This window comes from Citrobacter rodentium NBRC 105723 = DSM 16636, assembly GCF_021278985.1.
GTDB lineage: Bacteria > Pseudomonadota > Gammaproteobacteria > Enterobacterales > Enterobacteriaceae > Citrobacter_A > Citrobacter_A rodentium.
In genome coordinates, this window is the sequence record NZ_CP082833.1 from 1052881 (window position 1) to 1070884 (window position 18004).

The 18004-nt window shown below is 53.5% G+C and carries 14 protein-coding genes and 1 pseudogene; 5 read left to right on the forward strand and 10 right to left on the reverse strand.

The genetic code is table 11. The features are described 5' to 3' along the window. Window positions 1-3: 3 nt before the first annotated feature. The 6 genes from fraE to K7R23_RS05030 form a co-directional block, all read right to left on the reverse strand. A complete protein-coding gene (gene fraE, locus K7R23_RS05005; protein ID WP_012908233.1) occupies window positions 4-1047 on the reverse strand; it encodes a fructose-asparagine asparaginase in 1044 nt (347 codons plus the stop codon). A 53-nt stretch (window positions 1048-1100) separates the two neighbouring features. Next, the gene (locus tag K7R23_RS05010; protein ID WP_012908232.1) at window positions 1101-2420 is read right to left on the reverse strand and encodes an anaerobic C4-dicarboxylate transporter family protein; all 1320 of its coding nucleotides are present in this window, start codon (window positions 2418-2420) and stop codon (window positions 1101-1103) included. A 51-nt stretch (window positions 2421-2471) separates the two neighbouring features. Continuing rightward, window positions 2472-3320, reverse strand: coding sequence for a fructoselysine 6-kinase (locus K7R23_RS05015; RefSeq protein WP_012908231.1), 849 nt, complete (start codon window positions 3318-3320; stop codon window positions 2472-2474). Between the two features lie 63 nt (window positions 3321-3383). Next, on the reverse strand, window positions 3384-4358 hold the full coding sequence (gene fraB, locus K7R23_RS05020) for a 6-phosphofructose-aspartate deglycase (RefSeq protein ID WP_024133024.1): 975 nt from the start codon (window positions 4356-4358) through the stop codon (window positions 3384-3386). A gap of 177 nt (window positions 4359-4535) precedes the next feature. Beyond that, on the reverse strand, window positions 4536-5255 hold the full coding sequence (locus K7R23_RS05025) for a GntR family transcriptional regulator (protein WP_012908229.1): 720 nt from the start codon (window positions 5253-5255) through the stop codon (window positions 4536-4538). Window positions 5256-5417: 162 nt separating this feature from the next. After that, on the reverse strand, window positions 5418-6812 hold the full coding sequence (locus K7R23_RS05030) for a cytochrome-c peroxidase (protein ID WP_043013298.1): 1395 nt from the start codon (window positions 6810-6812) through the stop codon (window positions 5418-5420). A gap of 419 nt (window positions 6813-7231) precedes the next feature. On the opposite strand from K7R23_RS05030, the gene K7R23_RS05035 reads away from it, so the two are divergent. Beyond that, window positions 7232-8881, forward strand: a complete 1650-nt coding sequence (locus K7R23_RS05035; RefSeq protein WP_012908227.1) for an alpha,alpha-trehalase — start codon at window positions 7232-7234, stop codon at window positions 8879-8881. 48 nt (window positions 8882-8929) lie between these two features. Here the strand turns inward: K7R23_RS05035 and K7R23_RS05040 are convergent. From K7R23_RS05040 to K7R23_RS05050, 3 genes and pseudogenes are all read right to left on the reverse strand, one after another. Next, window positions 8930-10299, reverse strand: a pseudogene (locus K7R23_RS05040) (STY4199 family HEPN domain-containing protein). Window positions 10300-10623: 324 nt separating this feature from the next. After that, the gene (locus K7R23_RS05045) at window positions 10624-11223 is read right to left on the reverse strand and encodes a response regulator transcription factor (RefSeq protein ID WP_012908226.1); all 600 of its coding nucleotides are present in this window, start codon (window positions 11221-11223) and stop codon (window positions 10624-10626) included. Window positions 11224-11445: 222 nt separating this feature from the next. Further along, window positions 11446-11670 carry a hypothetical protein gene (locus tag K7R23_RS05050; protein ID WP_024133023.1) on the reverse strand — a complete coding sequence of 75 codons (225 nt, stop codon included), beginning with the start codon at window positions 11668-11670 and terminating at the stop codon, window positions 11446-11448. 146 nt (window positions 11671-11816) lie between these two features. Here K7R23_RS05050 and K7R23_RS05055 point away from each other — a divergent pair, with 146 nt between their 5' ends. The 4 genes from K7R23_RS05055 to K7R23_RS05070 all read left to right on the forward strand — a co-directional run bounded on the left by K7R23_RS05055 (window position 11817) and on the right by K7R23_RS05070 (window position 15882). Continuing rightward, window positions 11817-12089, forward strand: coding sequence for a hypothetical protein (locus K7R23_RS05055; protein ID WP_024133022.1), 273 nt, complete (start codon window positions 11817-11819; stop codon window positions 12087-12089). Between the two features lie 86 nt (window positions 12090-12175). Next, the gene (locus tag K7R23_RS05060) at window positions 12176-13075 is read left to right on the forward strand and encodes a LysR family transcriptional regulator (protein WP_012908225.1); all 900 of its coding nucleotides are present in this window, start codon (window positions 12176-12178) and stop codon (window positions 13073-13075) included. Window positions 13076-13125: 50 nt separating this feature from the next. Further along, window positions 13126-14157: an inner membrane protein YhjD gene (gene yhjD, locus K7R23_RS05065; RefSeq protein ID WP_012908224.1), complete on the forward strand. Its 1032-nt coding sequence runs from the start codon at window positions 13126-13128 to the stop codon at window positions 14155-14157. Window positions 14158-14559: 402 nt separating this feature from the next. Continuing rightward, entirely contained in the window at window positions 14560-15882 is a 1323-nt protein-coding gene (locus K7R23_RS05070) for an MFS transporter (protein ID WP_012908223.1), read from the forward strand. Window positions 15883-15929: 47 nt separating this feature from the next. On the opposite strand, the gene K7R23_RS05075 is transcribed toward K7R23_RS05070, so the two are convergent. Then, the gene (locus K7R23_RS05075) at window positions 15930-17984 is read right to left on the reverse strand and encodes an AsmA family protein (protein WP_024133021.1); all 2055 of its coding nucleotides are present in this window, start codon (window positions 17982-17984) and stop codon (window positions 15930-15932) included. Between the last annotated feature and the right edge of the window lie 20 nt (window positions 17985-18004).

Here is an 18004-nt window from a genome sequence, read left to right on the forward strand (position 1 = left end):
CACTCAGTAGGTATCAAAATAGTGTTGGATAAGCGCAGGATCTTTAGTGCGGGTCAGAGCGGTCATCAGCAGTATGCGCGCTTTAGCCGGATTTAATGAACCGGCTACCAGCCCCGGTTGACCTTGATCAACAGGCACCACGCCATTGCCCGTGCGCGACGCGCGTACCACCACAATACCGGCTTTCTCTGCTTTTCTTATTCCGGCCTCACTGCGCACAGAAACGGAACCGGCTCCGGTGCCAGCATAGATAATGCCGTCAACATGATGGGAAATGGCGGCGTCATAAAGATATTCCGGATCGTCCTGATAGCCATAAATAATGGCAACTTCAGGTAATTTCCGCAGGTTTCGCACATCGAAAACGGAACGCAGGGTATGCACCTTTTCTACTCGCATCTCAAAGTGCGGTTTACCATTTACCATCACGCCAAGATACCCCTGCTCGGGCGCTTTAAACGTGTCCAGCGTGGTGGCGTTGGTTTTCGTGACGAATCTTGCCGACCCAATCCGATCGTTTAATACCACCATTACCCCGCGCCCCCTGGCATTCGGGTCGGCGGCCACGGTTACCGCTTCCAGCAGGTTCATCGCGCCATCCGCACTCATCGCCGTCGCGGGTCTCATTGCGCCAGTCAGCACCACCGGCTTGTCGCTTTTCACCGTCAGATTGAGAAAGTACGCCGTTTCATCCAGCGTATCTGTACCATGCGTAATGACCACGCCGTCAACATCGTCTCGCGCCAGCAGCGCATTCACCTGCTGAGAGAGTTGCAAAATAATCTTGCTGGTCATATTTTCACTGCCAATATTGGCAATTTGCTGACCGTCTACACGCGCAATCGTATTAATCTCAGGCACCGCATTAATTAATGTCTGGACACCCAGTTCGCCGGATTTATAACCGGAAGTTTGCGTGTTTTTTTCTGCTGTACCGGCTATCGTGCCACCGGTTGCCAGAATCATAATATGCGGTTTGACGGTGGCGCTAAATACCGCCTGACTGATAAAAAGCAAAGCCGTGACCATGAATATTCTGATATTCATTTTTTCTTCCTCTGAATTTTATTGTGCAGATACCCTGCCGGGGGGCGGAATAATCAGGCCAATACCATTTTGCCAATGATTAAGCCGACAATAACCGAGACAATCACATTGACCAGACCGGGCCGCATAAAGCTATGGTTGAGCACATACTTACCAATCCGCGTTGTTCCGGTGTCATCAAACGCTAATGCCGCCAGACACTGTCCCGCGACAGGAATAAAGAAATAGCCGTTGACTGCTGGCCATGAACCAATCAACGCATAAGCGGGTAACCCCAGCGCCAGCCCCAGAGGTAATAAAATAAGGGTCGTCGCAGCCTGACTGCTGACCATTGCAGAGACGAAAAACATCATAATTGCAATAAGCCAGGTATGCTGTTGTAACAGCGTCTGGACTTCGGCTTTGATCAGTTCAATATGGCCGTTCACAAAGGTTTCGCTCATCCAGGCGAGGCCAAAGGCGCAGACAATGGCTAGCGCACCGGCGCGAAATACCGTACCGCTAATAATCTGATCGACCGGCGGACGACATAACAGCACGATCAGGCAGGCAAAAGAGAGCATCGTAATCTGGATTGCCGCCGACATAGAAAGAGGCTGTAGCCCTTTTGCCGTATCAACAAGGGGACGCAACGCCGGAATCAGTCCCAGCAGTACAATCACCACCGCGCTCATTAAAAACAGCACCACGGAGAGCCGCGCTCGCCCTGTGACGACAGACGTTTTCTTCTCCTTTTCTGGCGCGTTAAGTAAACCTTCGGCCAGTCGACGCTGGTAGACAGAATCGTCTTTTAGCTCTTTGCCTTTATTGAAAGTCGCTATTGCTCCCATCGCCACGCCGATTAACGTGGCCGGAACGCAAATCATCATAATGGTCGAAATAGAGATGCCCAGCGGCGCCATCAGGCCAATCATTGCCGCCATAGCAGCGGAAATGGGGCTGGCGGTAATAGCCTGTTGGGAGGCGATTACGGAAACAGAAAGCGGTCGCTCTGGCCGTATTCCCGAATCGCGCGCCACCTCTGAAATAACCGGCAATAAACTGTAAACCACATGCCCGGTACCGGACATAAACGTGAAGAGATAACAGATAAATGGCGCCAGCAACGTAATATAACGCGGATGCCGTCGCAGGATTTTTTCCGCGAGCTGAACCAGTAAATCCAGCCCGCCTGCCGCCTGGAGTGAGGACGCGGCTAATACCACAGAAAGAATAATTAAAATGACATCAATGGGCGGCGTGGATGGCGTCAGGCCAAAAATAAAGACCATCACGCCAACGCCCAATCCACCGACCATGCCTAAAAATACGCCGCCGATCCGTGCGCCAATCATTAAAGCAATAAGAATAAAACACAATTCCGTCCAAAACATACTTCCTCCCGCTTATCCGGAGTGAATGTTGGTTAAAGTAATGGAACAGCGTTAACCGGCACGGTACGGCTTGCCAAAGCCAAACGCACCGTAATGCGACAGCACCCGCGCGGAAAATTTCCCACCAGTCTGCATGGCCGTCATAACCGCATCATGATCAGGGTCACGCATTCCGGATTGCAGAACAGAAAGCATAAATCCGGTTAGAAAAGCATCGCCTGCCCCCAGCGTATCCACAGGTTCTATATAGTCAGGACGCCATTGTAAAAAGCCGTTAGCCGAAAAATAATAAACGCATTCATGTCCATTCGTTGCGATCACATGCTGACAACCACAGCGATGCAGCGTACTTATTTTTTCTTTTATTTGATCCAGCGTTAAACCACTACAGGAAATAAAACCATAATTTACCCACGGGCAAACTTGCTCAAAATAATCGCCAGTGCCTCGGGAAGAAAAATCAAATGAAATAACGGTATTGCTTCGCGAGATTTTCTCCAGCTCGGTTTCCAGATAGCCGTTAATACTTGTGTGCACTAAGCTGAAGTGAGAGATATAATCAAGTTCGGCCGCTGATAAACAAAACGGATTCTCGCGCAGGACCCCATTCTTATTACTGGTGACAAATTCGCGGTCGCCATTTTTTAACCGGATACAGGCATATCCGTTTTCGCCTTCATACTGCCGACAGTGGCGGGTATCTATCTCTAACTCTTTTAGTACCGCCTGGACATGTTTCGCCGCATCATCATTGCCAAACGCCCCCATAAAGGCCGCTGGCACCCCTGCACGCTTAGCATAAACCGAAAAGTTTAATGCATTCCCGCCCGGATACATGATGCCGGAATGAAGATACTTATCGACAACATTGTCCCCAATGCCAATCACACTGATGCTCATAAATATTCCTTGGTCATTATTAATAATTAAAAAGCGTCCCTGCCTTTTTTCATTCCCCGGAAATTAGTACTCCACTTTCCACATATAGCGACGTGTGGTTAACGGGTGTTGACGCGCATCGGCAAGCGCGCGATTGTAGACAGGATAAACATTGTTAAAGAGTGAATGATTGAAATAATCGATCACTGTCGCTTTAATGGTGGATAAGCCTAATTCTTTGGCATCAACCACTTCTATCCGACGACCATATTTTTTCAGGAAGTTTAACGCGCGTTCATCCACGGGTCGTGTGCTGCCCTCTGAAAACTGGAAGAAAAATGGCGTATTCGCATCGGTAATTTCAAAAGGCCCATGGAAAAATTCGCCGCTATGAATGCAAGCTGAGTGAATCCACTGCATTTCCATAAAAATACAGATACTCTGTAGATATGCCGCACCGTAACCCGCGCCGCTGGCCATGGTATAAATCACGCGGTCATCTTTATAGTTTTGTGCAAACGCCGCCGCCCGTTCTGCGACATGTTCACACGCACGATAAACAATCCGGTTTATTTTGCTGAGGCCATCCTGAAAATCGGCATAATGTGCATAGCCTTCAGTCTGCTGTAAAAATTCGACGGCGCTCAGTAAACCTTTCATGGTTTTCTCTTCAGCAATATCCTTGTCATCGCCAAAGGTATAGCTTTCCACGTAGTCGCAATGCGCAACCAGAGGAGAATCCATCACCCAGGTCAGGCCAATCACCGGTGCGCCATATTGACGCGCAAGTTCCGCCGCTTTGATCGTTTCCGGGGTATTCCCTTTATGTGAAGCCACGATAACAACCGCATTTTCCCCCAGCGCCGACGGCAGGTTATGAATAAATTCACCGCTGTTGTACAAGCCAACGGTCAGGCCTTTCGCCTCTTTTTCAAGAAAGGCTTTCGCTGGATAAAACGCAGCGTAAGATCCTCCGCAGGCCACGTAGTAAACGTGTTTCACTCCCCCTTTATCTGCCTGACTGGCCAGAATAGTGCTAACAATCTCTTTCATGCTCATCGTACTTCCCTCTGGTGCGTGCTTTGACCCGGCGAACACTGTCGCCACAAATGACTGATAATGTATTGTCATTTTTATATGACATTTAGATACATTTATTCAAGGCGCTAAGCAAAAAAAATCGGGATCCGCGACGTGGATCCCGATTTTGCCTGTATAAGGAAAGAGATGAAGAAGTTATACCGTAAAGCGAATTTTGTCTCCGACGATCAGTTGTCGGGATACACACGATAATTCTCCTTTATTATCAATCATTTCACTCTTAATCAGAATCAGCGGATAGTGCTCGCTCACCCCGAGATAGTGCGCGATCTCAAAACTCGCATACACCAGTTCGATCATTTTACGCGAGTGTGTAAACCACAAACCGTGCTTGTCCCGCAGGCATTCATAAAGCGACTGGTTGTTGAGATCCTCCTGTAATAAGAAGGCGAAACGCGGCGGCATCTGCACTGTCTCCAGCGAGACGGGAATGTGATCGGCATAGCGGATACGTTCAATCACCACCGCTTTTTCTTCCTCTGCCATCCCCAGCAGCATTCTGGTTTCGTCATCCACCGCTTCGAAAATCGACTTAATGGTCCGCGAACCGGGTTGTCGCCCCTGAGAGTGACATAGCTCACTAAAGCTCATGATCCCCGTCATGCTACGCTGAAATTTCTCACTGGAAACAAAGGTTCCTTTCCCGGAGACGCGGGTCAGGAGATTCTCGCGCGTTAATGCATCCAGCGCTTTACGTACGGTGACCCGACTCACCTCCCAGCGGGCGCTTAACTCATTCTCGGTGGGGATCTGCTGTCCCGGTTGATATTCGCCACGCAAAATCGCGTCCTTAAGGGAAGCTTCGAGCTGTCGGTAAAGTGGCTTCGCGCTTTTACTGTCAGGTTGCCCCATCATTTGTATCCGTTTGTATTATATAAATGCCATGCGATGTATTATAACAAGTTATCACACATTTACCCACTAACGACACGGACACCTGTAATACGTCCCCGCCTGCACGCGATGGAGACAAAAAAACCGGCGTTACGCCGGTTTTTAGCTTCTGCACGCGGTAATTTACTTGCCCTGCATATAAGGCGTATACACCCCGGTCAGGCTTTCGAGAAAAGCGACAATATCGTCAATCTCTTCCTGGGGAATCTCTTTACCCACCTGGTAACGCAGCATCAGTTTTACCGCGCCGTCCAGCGTTGGCACATCGCCGCGGTGGAAATAGGGCGCGGTCAACGCGACATTGCGCAGCCCCGGCACCTTCTGGCGTAATTTATCCCGCATCTCGTTAGTGACGTTCATGCGGCCAATATCCGCCGCGGTCATTTCACCAAAGTTAAAGTCCCGCTTTAAACCCAACGGCTCAAACGACCGTCCGCCGAGAATCACGCCGCCGTGACAGGTGGCGCACTTATTATCCTTGAACAGTTGATAGCCGTGCTTCTGCCGGGCCGTCAGCGCGTTCTCATCACCGCGCAGCCATTTATCAAACGGCGAATCCGGCGTAATCAGCGTTTTCTCAAACTCAGCAATCGCGTCGGTGATCGTCTCCCCGCTGAATCCCTGCGGATAAACGGCAAGGAACTGCTGTTTCAGCAATGGATCTTTATCGAGTTTCGTGATGATTTCGTCCCAGGATTTGGACGCCATTTCGATCGGGTTCAGCGGCGGCCCGCCCGCCTGCGCCTGCAGGGTTGGCGCACGTCCGTCCCAGAACTGCTCAATATTAAAGACAGAGTTGAATACCGTCGGCGCATTGATTGGACCCACCGCGCCGCCCACGCCGATCGACGTTTTACGACCATCCACGCCGCCCGCATTCAGCGCATGGCAGTGAGCGCAGGAGATGGTGCTGTCGCCGGACAAGCGCGGATCGTGATACAGCGTGAATCCCAGCGCCACTTTTTGCGCATCGGTCGGCAAAACTTCTGGAATCGGCTGCACCGGTTCATTACGGTGCTGCGCGGCGGTGTCGCTACTGGCGTAATACTGTTCGCGCTGCTTCGCAATCCACCCCAGGATGGTTTCCCGCTCTGCATCACTCACCTTACCGGCCCAGTGCAGCGCGGTATAGCGCATTGGCGGCATGGTTTCGTACTGCATCACCCATTCAATCTTGTTCAGATCGCTCTGTGATACCGGTTCGTTCGCCACTAACGCGGCACGAACGGCTTCCAGATTGAAAGATTTATAGCCAAGCTGGATATCGTAATCCATCAGTTGCTTAGCGACGGGAAAAGAGGAATAAAAAGGTAATTCGGCGGAAGGAGTATGACAATAATCGCATCCTTTCTCGCGCAGAAAACCCAGCACCTGATTATTTTCTTCCAGCCCGGAGGGCTGAACGGATGCGCTCTGACTACGTTGTTTATCGTGATACCAGACGTAAGCAGATAATCCTGAATAACAAATAACAATGCCTGCGATAGCGATCGCGGTAAGACGAGTAATGATTTTCAATATTTTACCCTTACGGTAGTGAGTTGTCGTGTCCCAGAATAATAAAATTAAGGCGTTAGCAACCGCCCCGGTCATGATAAAAAAGGGGATATAGCGGTTATTGATAATTATCAAGCAATTACATGGGCGATAACTATCGTTGAAATAGCTTATCCCTATTATTAACAGGGGCTCTCTTTTTGTTATTTACAACTCGTTGCACTCGAATGTTCCGAAAATAATCGTTGGGTAAAAAAGGGGATAACGGGAAATATCCCTTAATTTCAGCGGACTAAATTATTTGTGTGATATATGCATAAATCCAGAATGTGATCTACCGCACACTTTGTACCGCATACACCGAGGCGAATGTCTAAGCTTAGAAAACAGCCGGGCCACACCCGTATGATTTACGCCGCAATCCGGAGGTCTTTCTCATTATGATCAACCAGAAACTACAATACGTCCCGTCAGAGGAATTCATGATCGACATCGATCTGAACTACGAAACGGATCCGTGCGAGTTAAAGCTGGATGAAATGATCGAGGCAGAACCGGAACCGGAGATGATTGAGGGGCTTCCCGCCTCTGACGCCCTGACGCCAGCCGATCGCTATCTCGAACTGTTTGAGCACGTGCAGTCGGTTAAGCTGTTTCCCGACAGCAAAACGTTTCCTGACTGCGCGCCCAAAATGGATCCGCTCGATATCCTGATCCGCTACCGTAAGGTCAGACGCCACCGGGATTTCGACCTGCGACAGTTTGTCGAGAATCACTTCTGGCTGCCGGAAGTGTACGACAGCCAATATGTCTCCGATCCTGAAAATACGCTGAAAGAGCATATTGACCGCCTCTGGCCGGTGCTCACCCGCGAGCCGCAGGATCATATTCCGTGGTCCTCGCTGCTGGCGCTGCCGCAGTCTTATATCGTGCCGGGCGGTCGGTTTAGCGAAACCTACTACTGGGACTCCTATTTCACCATGCTGGGGCTGGCGGAAAGCGGTCGTGAAGATCTGCTGAAATGCATGGCCGATAACTTCGCGTGGATGATTGAAAACTATGGCCACATTCCCAACGGCAACCGCACCTATTACCTGAGCCGCTCACAGCCGCCGGTATTTGCCCTGATGGTCGAACTGTTCGAAGAGGACGGCGTGCGCGGCGCGCGGCGCTATCTTGACCATCTGAAGATGGAGTATGCCTTCTGGATGGATGGCGCGGAGTCGCTGGTGCTGAATCAGGCCTATCGTCACGTGGTCCGTATGCCGGACGGCTCGCTGCTTAACCGCTACTGGGATGACCGCGACACGCCGCGCGACGAGTCGTGGCTGGAGGATGTGGAAACCGCCAAACACTCCGGTCGTCCGCCGAATGAGGTGTATCGCGATCTGCGCGCCGGCGCGGCGTCCGGCTGGGACTACTCGTCCCGCTGGCTGCGTGACGCCACGCGGCTGGCAAGTATCCGCACCACGCAGTTTATCCCGATCGATCTCAACGCTTTCCTGTTCAAACTGGAGAGCGCGATTGCCAATATCTCAGCGCTGAAAGGCGAACGCGACGTTGAAGCAGAGTTTCGACAGAAGGCCAGCGCGCGTCGGGACGCGGTAAATCGCTATCTTTGGGATGAGGAAAACGGCTGCTATCACGACTATGACTGGCGTCGCGAGCAAATGGCGCTGTTCTCCGCCGCCAGCATCGTTCCGCTGTATGTCGGTATGGCGAGCCATGAACAGGCCGACCGTCTCGGGGATGCCGTGCGTAACCGTCTGCTGACCCCCGGCGGGATCCTCGCCACCGAGTACGAAACCGGCGAGCAGTGGGATAAGCCCAACGGCTGGGCGCCGCTGCAATGGATGGCGATTCAGGGATTTAAAATGTACGGCGACGACGCGCTCGGCGATGAAATCGCCCACAGCTGGCTGCAAACGGTGAACCTTTTTTACCAGCAGCATCATAAGCTGATTGAGAAGTATCACATCGCTGGCGGCACCCCGCGCGAAGGGGGCGGCGGGGAGTATCCGTTGCAGGATGGTTTCGGCTGGACCAACGGCGTGGTGCGCCGGTTAATCAGCCTGTATGGCGAACCTTAAAACGTCAGGCCGGATGGCGGCGCGAAGCCTCTTCTCCGGCTGGCGAAATTAGCGGATGACGTTATAAATGGCGCGCTGGATCCTGCGCCATTTCTTATTGTCCGCGCTGGGATCTGTGCGGAAACGCCGTTCGGCCTGCTCCGCATCATACTGCTGTCGCTTCACCACCGCCGGTATGGTGCAAAAGCGCCGCAGATAAGCTTTATGTTCACTGGTCATCGCCGCGCCGCCGGCCATCGCGTGTCCGAGGGTGGCGATAAAGCGGCGGCAGGGCCTGTGTTCATCCATCAGTGAGGGGTAACGCAGCAACAGCTGTAAAACTTCATCGTTGCCCTGTGCGAAGGCAGTTTCTGTCCATGCGAGCTGCCAGTTCATTCCGCCCTGCAAAAATAACGCGGTCAGCCGCGTATCGTTACGATCGATCGCCGTGCGCATAGTAAACGCATCCCAGCTGATACCCATCTGCGTGACTATCTCCCGCGCCGAGGGCGTTTCCCGTTCAGGGTCCGCCTGTACCCTCTCCACGCCCTGCACCGGCGCTGCTGTCGGCGAACGCAACAACCACGCGCCGCCGGGTTCACCCGGCTCCGTCCCTGCTCATATGCCCGCTGTACGGGGCGCACGATATGCTGAAACTGGCAGGAAAGCAGCGCCAGCTGCGCCGATGTCAGGGGCACATCGGCCAGTACGCTGTTACGCGCCTGTCGACAATCATCAAGAAACACCCGCAGCGTCAGACGGGGTTCAACGAACAGGGACAGCACTGAGGCGTCATTAAAAATAGCGGCGTAGTGTCGGCTGAAAGTTTTTTTATCAACAATCATCAGCGCCAGCTCGCTGAAGCGCATCCCGCTCAGCGGCTCCTGTCCTTCACCCTGCCGGATCCAGCCTCTGAGCTTATCGGCGCCGAAACACTGTTTGAGATAGCGGTTAAGCTGGGTTTTATCCGGCCACATTTGCGAAATCAGCGCGATCATCGTCATCTCGATGGCGCGTAGCTGTCGCTCTGCGACCATTTGCTGGCGGTGGTCCGGGGTTTCAATCGCGGTGTTATAATTCAGCAACGGCTGATGCTGGCGCAGTTGCTCAAGGGAAACCACCACCCGCAGGGCGGCGATTAGCTGGTTCTCACTGACCTCCTGACCGCTTTCATACTGCGGTACGTTCTGCTGAAGATGGCGTAGTTGCAGCGTAAACCGGCTCAGCTGCGCGTCGTTAAGATGTAGCCGCCTGGCGACCGCGCTCCAGCCCCCCAGGTTGAGCCGGGCCTGATCGAGTTGCTCCAGAAACCAACGCGGATCTTTGCCATCGGAGGCATGAACGCCTAATAACAGCAGGATTTCCACTGACGCGTGGCGGATAATCCCCAGACTGTGTTCAAAGGCCGTGCGTGTCGTCTGTAAAACGCTGTTTGTCATTTTGTTCCTTACCGCAGAAAGGACACCCCACAGGAGAGTAAATTTGACTTTAGTTATTTGTTTTAATTATTACTTTTTATAGATATATCAAGTTGCGGAATGATTACAGTGACCGCTACGTGAAGATTGAGAAATTTCTCTGGCAAGCGCCGTAACGGCATCAGGATCGCCTGTCTCAGCGGAAGGAATCTGGCTTTACGCCATTGACCGGAAAGCAGCTGCTCTGCGGGCAGGAAAAACGTTACCGCAAAGCGGGCCGTTCGGTTTGTTAAAACAGGTGTATTTCGCGACCCGCCTCTTCGATCGCGAAATAACCGTCCGTGTTTAAGGCTGGAATAACAGCATGGCCGCCTGGGTGCGATTTTTAACATCAAGACGGCGATAAAGTGATTCCAGGTGCGCTTTTACCGTTCCGGTGCTGATATTTAACGCGCGGCCAATCTCCTTATTCGATTCCCCTGCCGCCAGCATCGTCAGAATTTCCCGCTGACGGGCGCTTAAGGTGTTTATATCGCGGAATTCAGGCTGCGGCGTCGTTAACCACTCGGCGGGTAAAAACAACATTCCCATTGCAACACTATTTAAGGCCAGCTTAAATTTTTCCGGTTCAGAATCGCGTGGAACCACGGCCAGGACATTATATTGCACCATTTCATGCAGCCATTTTTTACTACAGTCGGTGGCTGAAATAAGCGCTTTAACCTTGGGAAAGCGTTCTGACAATGTCTGCAACAGCCAGCGGCAGAATTCACCGTCCAGATCGCCATCCAGCATCAGCAAAACCTCATGATTTTCCTCAAGTTTCTTCCAGAGTTCATCCGCCTGACTCACACCCTGAATAATTACTCCTGGAATCCGCTCTTCTAAACTTATTTTCATTCCATGAATAAATATTGACTGCCTGTCAAACATGATGATGTGCATTACTCTCTCTCCACGGTTTTCCAAAAATAGTATTAAGGAGTGAAAGGGTATTACCCGAAGGGTAAAATAAGAATTCGCCTTTTGGCAGAGGCCATTCTACCGATATTAAAGATAAAGAGAAGGCAGAAAAATGAATGTTTACAGCTACGACAGGCTCATTACAAATTTGGTTAAATCATCGGCGAAAATTAAGGATTTTCTTACATTTAGTCGCGTATCTGATTATTTTAATATTAATTTCAGCAATTGTAGCGAGCGCGCGTGAGAAGAGAAATTGTTCCATGCACGTAATTTTGTAACAAATTCAGAAACCGCACTTTCCGATTTATTCAGCGCGTAAATAGTATTTAATATAATGCCCCCCGACGCGATAGCATTCACCGAAATACCCCGCTCGCCATCCTCTTTCGCCTGATAGTACGTCTGATCTTCCGTCGTCCCTTTCATCGCGGCATATCCCGGCAGGGCAAATATGCGCCAGTCCCGTCAAAACGTTGAGGATGCGATTAACTCATCAACATCTCAGCTAAGTGTTTATAAATGGCGTGTATAAACCCGATACCGGCGTTGTTCACTAAATAATCATCCGTCTCATGTTTATACCGGCTTTTCAGCTTTGCCTTTACCGCAGGGCAACGCCGAAAAAGCTGGAATTCGCCGACGTTTCGCTAAATTACCGCCGTTTTCTCCCCTTTTTGCTCTATTTGAGTCACAGCATTCCGCGCTGGCTGCGCCAGGTAAAAAATATCCGTTCCTCTGACTGTCAGCGTCAGTACGGCATTTTTGCCACATCTCCGGCAGCTATCGGTCACGAAAGCGATACGTTGCCTCATAAAAAAGCGCATTTCTGCTGTCGGGAAGATTGAGATACAGCGTATTAGGTGATAGAAGATCAATAAATACCGCTGCCTGCGCAACACTGTTTCATCCAGAACAACAATAGGTCAACGGAATGGATAAAATTCATGCAATGCAGTTATTCATTCGCGTCGCGGAACTGGAAAGTTTTTCCCGCGCCGCCGACGCCCTCGGACTTCCTAAAGGTAGCGTATCGCGCCAGATTCAGGCGCTGGAAAACGCTCTCGGCACCCGGCTTCTGCACCGCACCACTCGCCAGGTACAGCTGACGCAGGACGGCATGGTCTATTATGAGCGGGCGAAAGAGCTGTTAAGCAATCTGGAGGAACTGGACGGCCTGTTTCAGTACGATACCGCCAGCATTAGCGGCAAGCTGCGGGTGGATATGCCGGTCAGCGTCGCCCGGAATCTGTTGATCCCCCGCCTGCCCGCCTTTTTACAGCAGCATCCGGGGATTGAACTGGAACTGAGCAGCAGCGACCGCCTGGTGGATGTGATTCGCGAAGGGTTTGACTGCGTGGTGCGCGTCGGCACGCAGCAAGACGCCGGGCTGATCGCGCGTCCGCTGGGAAAACTCACCGTGATCAACTGCGCCAGTCCGCAGTATCTGGAACGTTTTGGCTACCCGGAGAGCCTCGACGATCTCGCCTCTCATGCCGTGGTGCATTATTCGATAAATTCCGCAACGCGTCCGTCCGGCTTTGAAATCGTCACCTTAGCGGGGACGCAGTGGATCAAAACCGGCGGTACGCTGACGGTAAACAGCACTGAAACGTATCACGCCGCGTGTCTGGCTGGACTGGGCATTATTCAGACGCCGCGCGTGGGGGTGCGCGAGGCATTGCGCCGCGGCGCGCTTGTGGAGATCCTGCCGCAGTACCGCGCCGCGCCGCTGCCGGTATCGCTGCTCTACCCGCCCCGGCGTCATCTTTCCCGCCGCGTGCATCTGTTTATGGAGTGGTTATCCGGCGTTATGAAGGACTACGTGGACTGAGAAGCTATACTGTCGAGAGATAAACAAAAGAAAGAAGGACGACCGACCTGATGACGCAGGAAAACGACGTAAAACGCCCGGTAGAGGAACTCGAACACCAGCCGATCCGTAAAGTCGATACGACGACCCCCGCCGAAACGCCGGAGCCGGAAAGCAGTAACCCGACGCTGAAAAAAGTGAGCAATACCATAGAACAGATCCAGCGCATCCCGATGGTCGCACACCTGCTCCGCGCAACTGAACGCTTTAACGACCGCTTAGGCAATCAGTTTGGCGCAGCCATCACTTACTTTTCGTTTCTGTCGATGATCCCCATCCTGATGGTGTCGTTTGCCGCCGCCGGTTTTGTTCTCGCGTCGCACCCTACGCTGCTCCAGGATATCTTCAGTAAAATCCTGACGAACGTCAGCGACCCGACGCTGGCCGCCACGCTGAAAAGCACCATTAATACCGCGGTTCAGCAGCGTACCACCGTCGGCCTGGTGGGGCTGGGGGTTGCGCTCTACTCCGGCGTAAACTGGATGGGCAACCTGCGTGAAGCGATACGCGCCCAGTCACGCGATGTCTGGGAACGCTCGTCGCAGGATCAGGAGAAAATCTGGATTAAATACCTGCGCGATTTTATCTCGCTGATTGGCCTGCTGGTCGCGCTGATTATTACCCTGTCGATCACTTCGGTCGCGGGTTCGGCGCAGCAGATGATTATCTCCGCGCTCTATCTCGACAGTATCGAATGGCTGAAGCCCGCCTGGCGGCTGATTGGCCTGGCGATCTCTATTTTCGCTAACTATCTGTTGTTTTTCTGGATCTTCTGGCGGCTGCCGCGCCACCGGCCACGGAAGCGGGCGCTGATTCGCGGGACGTTTATTGCGGCGATTGGTTTTGAGGTCATCAAAATCATTATGACCTACACCCTGCCAGCGCTGGTTAAATCCCCTTCCGGCGCAGCGTTTGGTTCGGTGCTGGGACTGATGGCGTTCTTTTATTTTTTCGCTCGTCTGACGCTGTTTTGCGCCGCGTGGATCGCCACCGCCGAATACAAAGACGACCCGCGGATGCCGGGCAAGACGCACCATTATTGATAGCGGGTTGAGCGCCGGATGGCGCTGCGCTTATCCGGCCTACGGTTTACCCCCGGCAAAAAATGTAGGCCGGATAAGACGCTTGCGTCGCCATCCGGCAAATCACGCAGGCCGATTAAGATATTTGTGCCGCCATCCAGCAATAAGATCAGGCACGTACTTCCGTCCTCACCCGCCGTTTCAGCATTTAAATCCAGTCCTTAACTTTTATTTAACCAAAAAACAGTTTTATCAACCAACTTCTCAAATATGTGAAGCATTTCATAGACGAGAAAAGGCGGGCGTAAAAATTATCCGCTTTTTGCCTGTTTTTTAGCCTCTCCGCGGCTTTGTTACAGATTGAAATGTCGCTTTTGCTATGCGTAATATGGCCTTTCGTTCGCCAAAAAATAAGAAAATACTATGCAAGCAACAGCCACCACACTCGACAATGAACAGGAACACACCCCGGTTAACTCGCGGAATAAGGTCGTCGTCGCCTCGCTCATTGGCACCGCCATTGAGTTCTTCGACTTCTACATTTACGCCACCGCGGCGGTGATTGTTTTCCCCCATATCTTCTTCCCGCAGGGCGATCCGACGGCGGCCACGCTACAGTCGCTCGCCACCTTCGCCATCGCCTTTGTCGCGCGTCCGATTGGCTCTGCGCTGTTTGGTCACTTCGGCGACCGGGTCGGACGCAAGGTAACGCTGGTCGCCTCGCTGCTGACGATGGGTATCTCGACGGTGCTCATCGGCCTGCTGCCGGGCTATGCCACCATCGGCATCTTCGCACCGCTGCTGCTGGCGCTGGCGCGCTTCGGCCAGGGGCTGGGACTTGGCGGAGAATGGGGCGGGGCGGCGCTGCTGGCGACCGAAAACGCGCCGCCGCGTAAACGCGCGCTGTACGGCTCGTTCCCGCAGCTGGGCGCGCCAATCGGCTTCTTCTTTGCTAACGGCACTTTCCTGCTGCTCTCCTGGCTGCTCACCGACGAGCAGTTCATGAGCTGGGGCTGGCGCGTGCCGTTTATCTTCTCGGCGGTGCTGGTGATTATCGGCCTGTATGTACGCGTATCGCTGCATGAGACGCCGGTGTTCGCTAAAGTCGCGGCGGCGAAAAAGCAGGTGAAAATCCCGCTCGGCACGCTGCTGACCCGCCATCTGCGCGTGACCATCCTCGGCACCTTTATCATGCTGGCGACCTACACGCTGTTTTACATTATGACCGTCTACTCAATGACCTATAGCACCGCCGCCGCCCCTGTCGGACTGGGGATGCCGCGCAATGACGTATTGTGGATGCTGATGATGGCGGTAATCGGCTTCGGCGTCATGGTGCCCATTGCCGGCCTGCTGGCGGACGCCTTTGGCCGTCGCAAGAGTATGGTGATCATCACCACCCTGATTATCCTCTTCGCCCTGTTCGCGTTTAAACCGCTGCTGGGTTCCGGCCATCCGGCGCTGGTGTTCGCCTTCCTGCTGCTGGGGCTCAGCCTGATGGGGCTGACCTTTGGCCCGATGGGCGCACTGCTGCCGGAGCTGTTTCCGACGGAAGTTCGCTATACCGGCGCATCGTTCTCCTATAACGTGTCGTCGATTCTCGGCGCATCCGTTGCGCCGTATATCGCCGCGTGGCTACAGTCGCATTACGGGCTGGCCGCCGTTGGCCTCTATCTGGCGTCAATGGCGGCGCTGACGCTGATTGCGCTGCTGTTAACCCATGAGACGCGCCATCAGTCGCTGTAATGCTGTTTGCCGGATGGCGCTGACGCTTATCCGGCCTGGAAATCACCTTACTTTTTCATCTGCGATAAAATGACCCGGCACTGATTCTCCTCTCCCTCGGAAGGTGAGATCAGCGCCAGCAGCGCAGCGGCTGGGGTGACTAACGTCGCCAGCGCTGCCGCAACCGCCCCGCGGGCGATCAGCGGTCCCGCTTTTACCCCGGCCTGTGGATTTTTGAAGGTGCCGCGCACGTACAGCGGCGAACGCAGGGTAATAATACGCCCCCCTTTACTCTCCGGATCGATGGTTAAATCCAGCTGCTCAGAGGCGAAGCTCGCCGTACCGGTAACGTTAATCAGCGCGTTTTCGGTATCAAAGGCGAAAATCTGCGGACGCGCTACGCCGTTCGCAATGTCGAGATTGGCCGCCGCGCAGTTTACCCGCACCTCGTCGTCGCCAAAGATCTGCCCGACGATGTAGTTGCCCACGTTCAGCCCGACGATCTCCATCAGGTTGCGGCTGATTAACCCGTCGTTCATCAGCAGCTTCAGGTTGCCGTTGCTGTTGCCAAGCAGCGCCGCCACGGAGTTCCCGCTGCCGCGCAGCTCGGCGTCGCCGTTCATCTCGCCCAGCGTTTTCTGCATCAGTTCGACGTCAGGCATCAGCTCTTTCAGCTTCAGACGGCGCGCCTGGATATCCGCCCGCCCCTGCATCGGCTTTTTATCCCCTTCCAGATGGATATTGGCGCTGATGGTGCCGCCCGCAAGACCAAACTTCAGCGGCCGCAGGCGCAGGTCGGCATTTTTCAGGATGATATGGGTGGAGAGATCGCTAATCGGCAGGCTGCTGCCGTGTTCAATACGGCGTCCCTTGAAGCGCACGTCGGCGTCCATCACGTCCCATTTATCGGTTTCGAAACGATCATAAGGCAGCACTTTGTCAGCAGGCTGGACGTTTTTCTCGCCCTTTTTCTGCTCGGAACGCTTCGACTGCTCCGCACCCTTACCGGAATCGACGCCAATCAGCGGGCCTAAATCCGCCAGCCGCAGCTGTTTTGACTCCAGATCGCCTTCCAGCTTCGGACGCGGTTTGCCGGTGGTGTAGGTGAGCGAGCCGTGAATATCGCTGTCGCCAATCCGCCCGTTGAAACCGCGGTAATCAAAGACCGACGACTTTTCAGCGTCGATTTTCGCGACCAGCCGACCGTCTGTTTCAAAGGGCGGCGTATCCGGCAACAGCACGCCGGTCAGGTCATACAGTTCCGCCAGCGAATCGCCGGAAAACTTAAGCTGTAAATCGACGCCGCCCATTTTCATCGGGTCGTTCACCACGCCGGCAAACGCCACCCGGGTGTTACCGGAACGGAAATCCGCCTGCACCGGAAACGGCGACTCTTCGCTACGCAACGCCAGCATACCGCCGATTTTCCCCGTCCCGCTGAGCGGTTCGCCGTTATAGCGCCCTTTCGCCTTCAGGCCGAAAACGTAGTCTTCCACGTTAGCCTTCTCGCCTTTGCTGCCGGTCACTTCGCTGAACGGCAGCGGTTTGCCCAGCGGATCGACCAGGATCTCGAGATCCGCCTTGCTCACCTTGTCATCAATGGCGATCCGCCCTTGATCAAAAAGAATATTATCCAGGCGAAATGACCAGCTGGAAGGTTGCGCATTGGGATCTTTGTTTTCGTCTTCTGCGAGGTCGAAGGTCCAGTTATTGTTTTTCTCCGACAGGCGAATCAGCCGCGCGTCGGGTTTCACCAGTTTGATCCACGGCAGCCAGACGGTTTTGCTCAACAGCGCCAGCGGCGCCAGCGTCGCTTCCACGCGCGGCAGATGCACCATTGTGACCTGCGGAATATCCGGCGGATTGCCGAGGATAACATCTTCAGCGTGAACGTGCGGCCAGGGCACCCAACTGCGCCAGCCGGTTTCCTGTTTCTGGCGCTCCCAGACCACCCCCAAATCGCCACGTATCGCAAATGGCCGGTTCAGCTCGGCAGAGACTTTCTGGTTGATGGTCGGTTTGAGCCAGTTCCAGTCAAAGGTCGCTATCAGCACGATGAGCACGACGATCAACAACAAGAAAGTCCCTGTCACGGCGGCGATGATTTTGCCTGCTTTGGTCATATTCTGCTTCCTCACTTCTT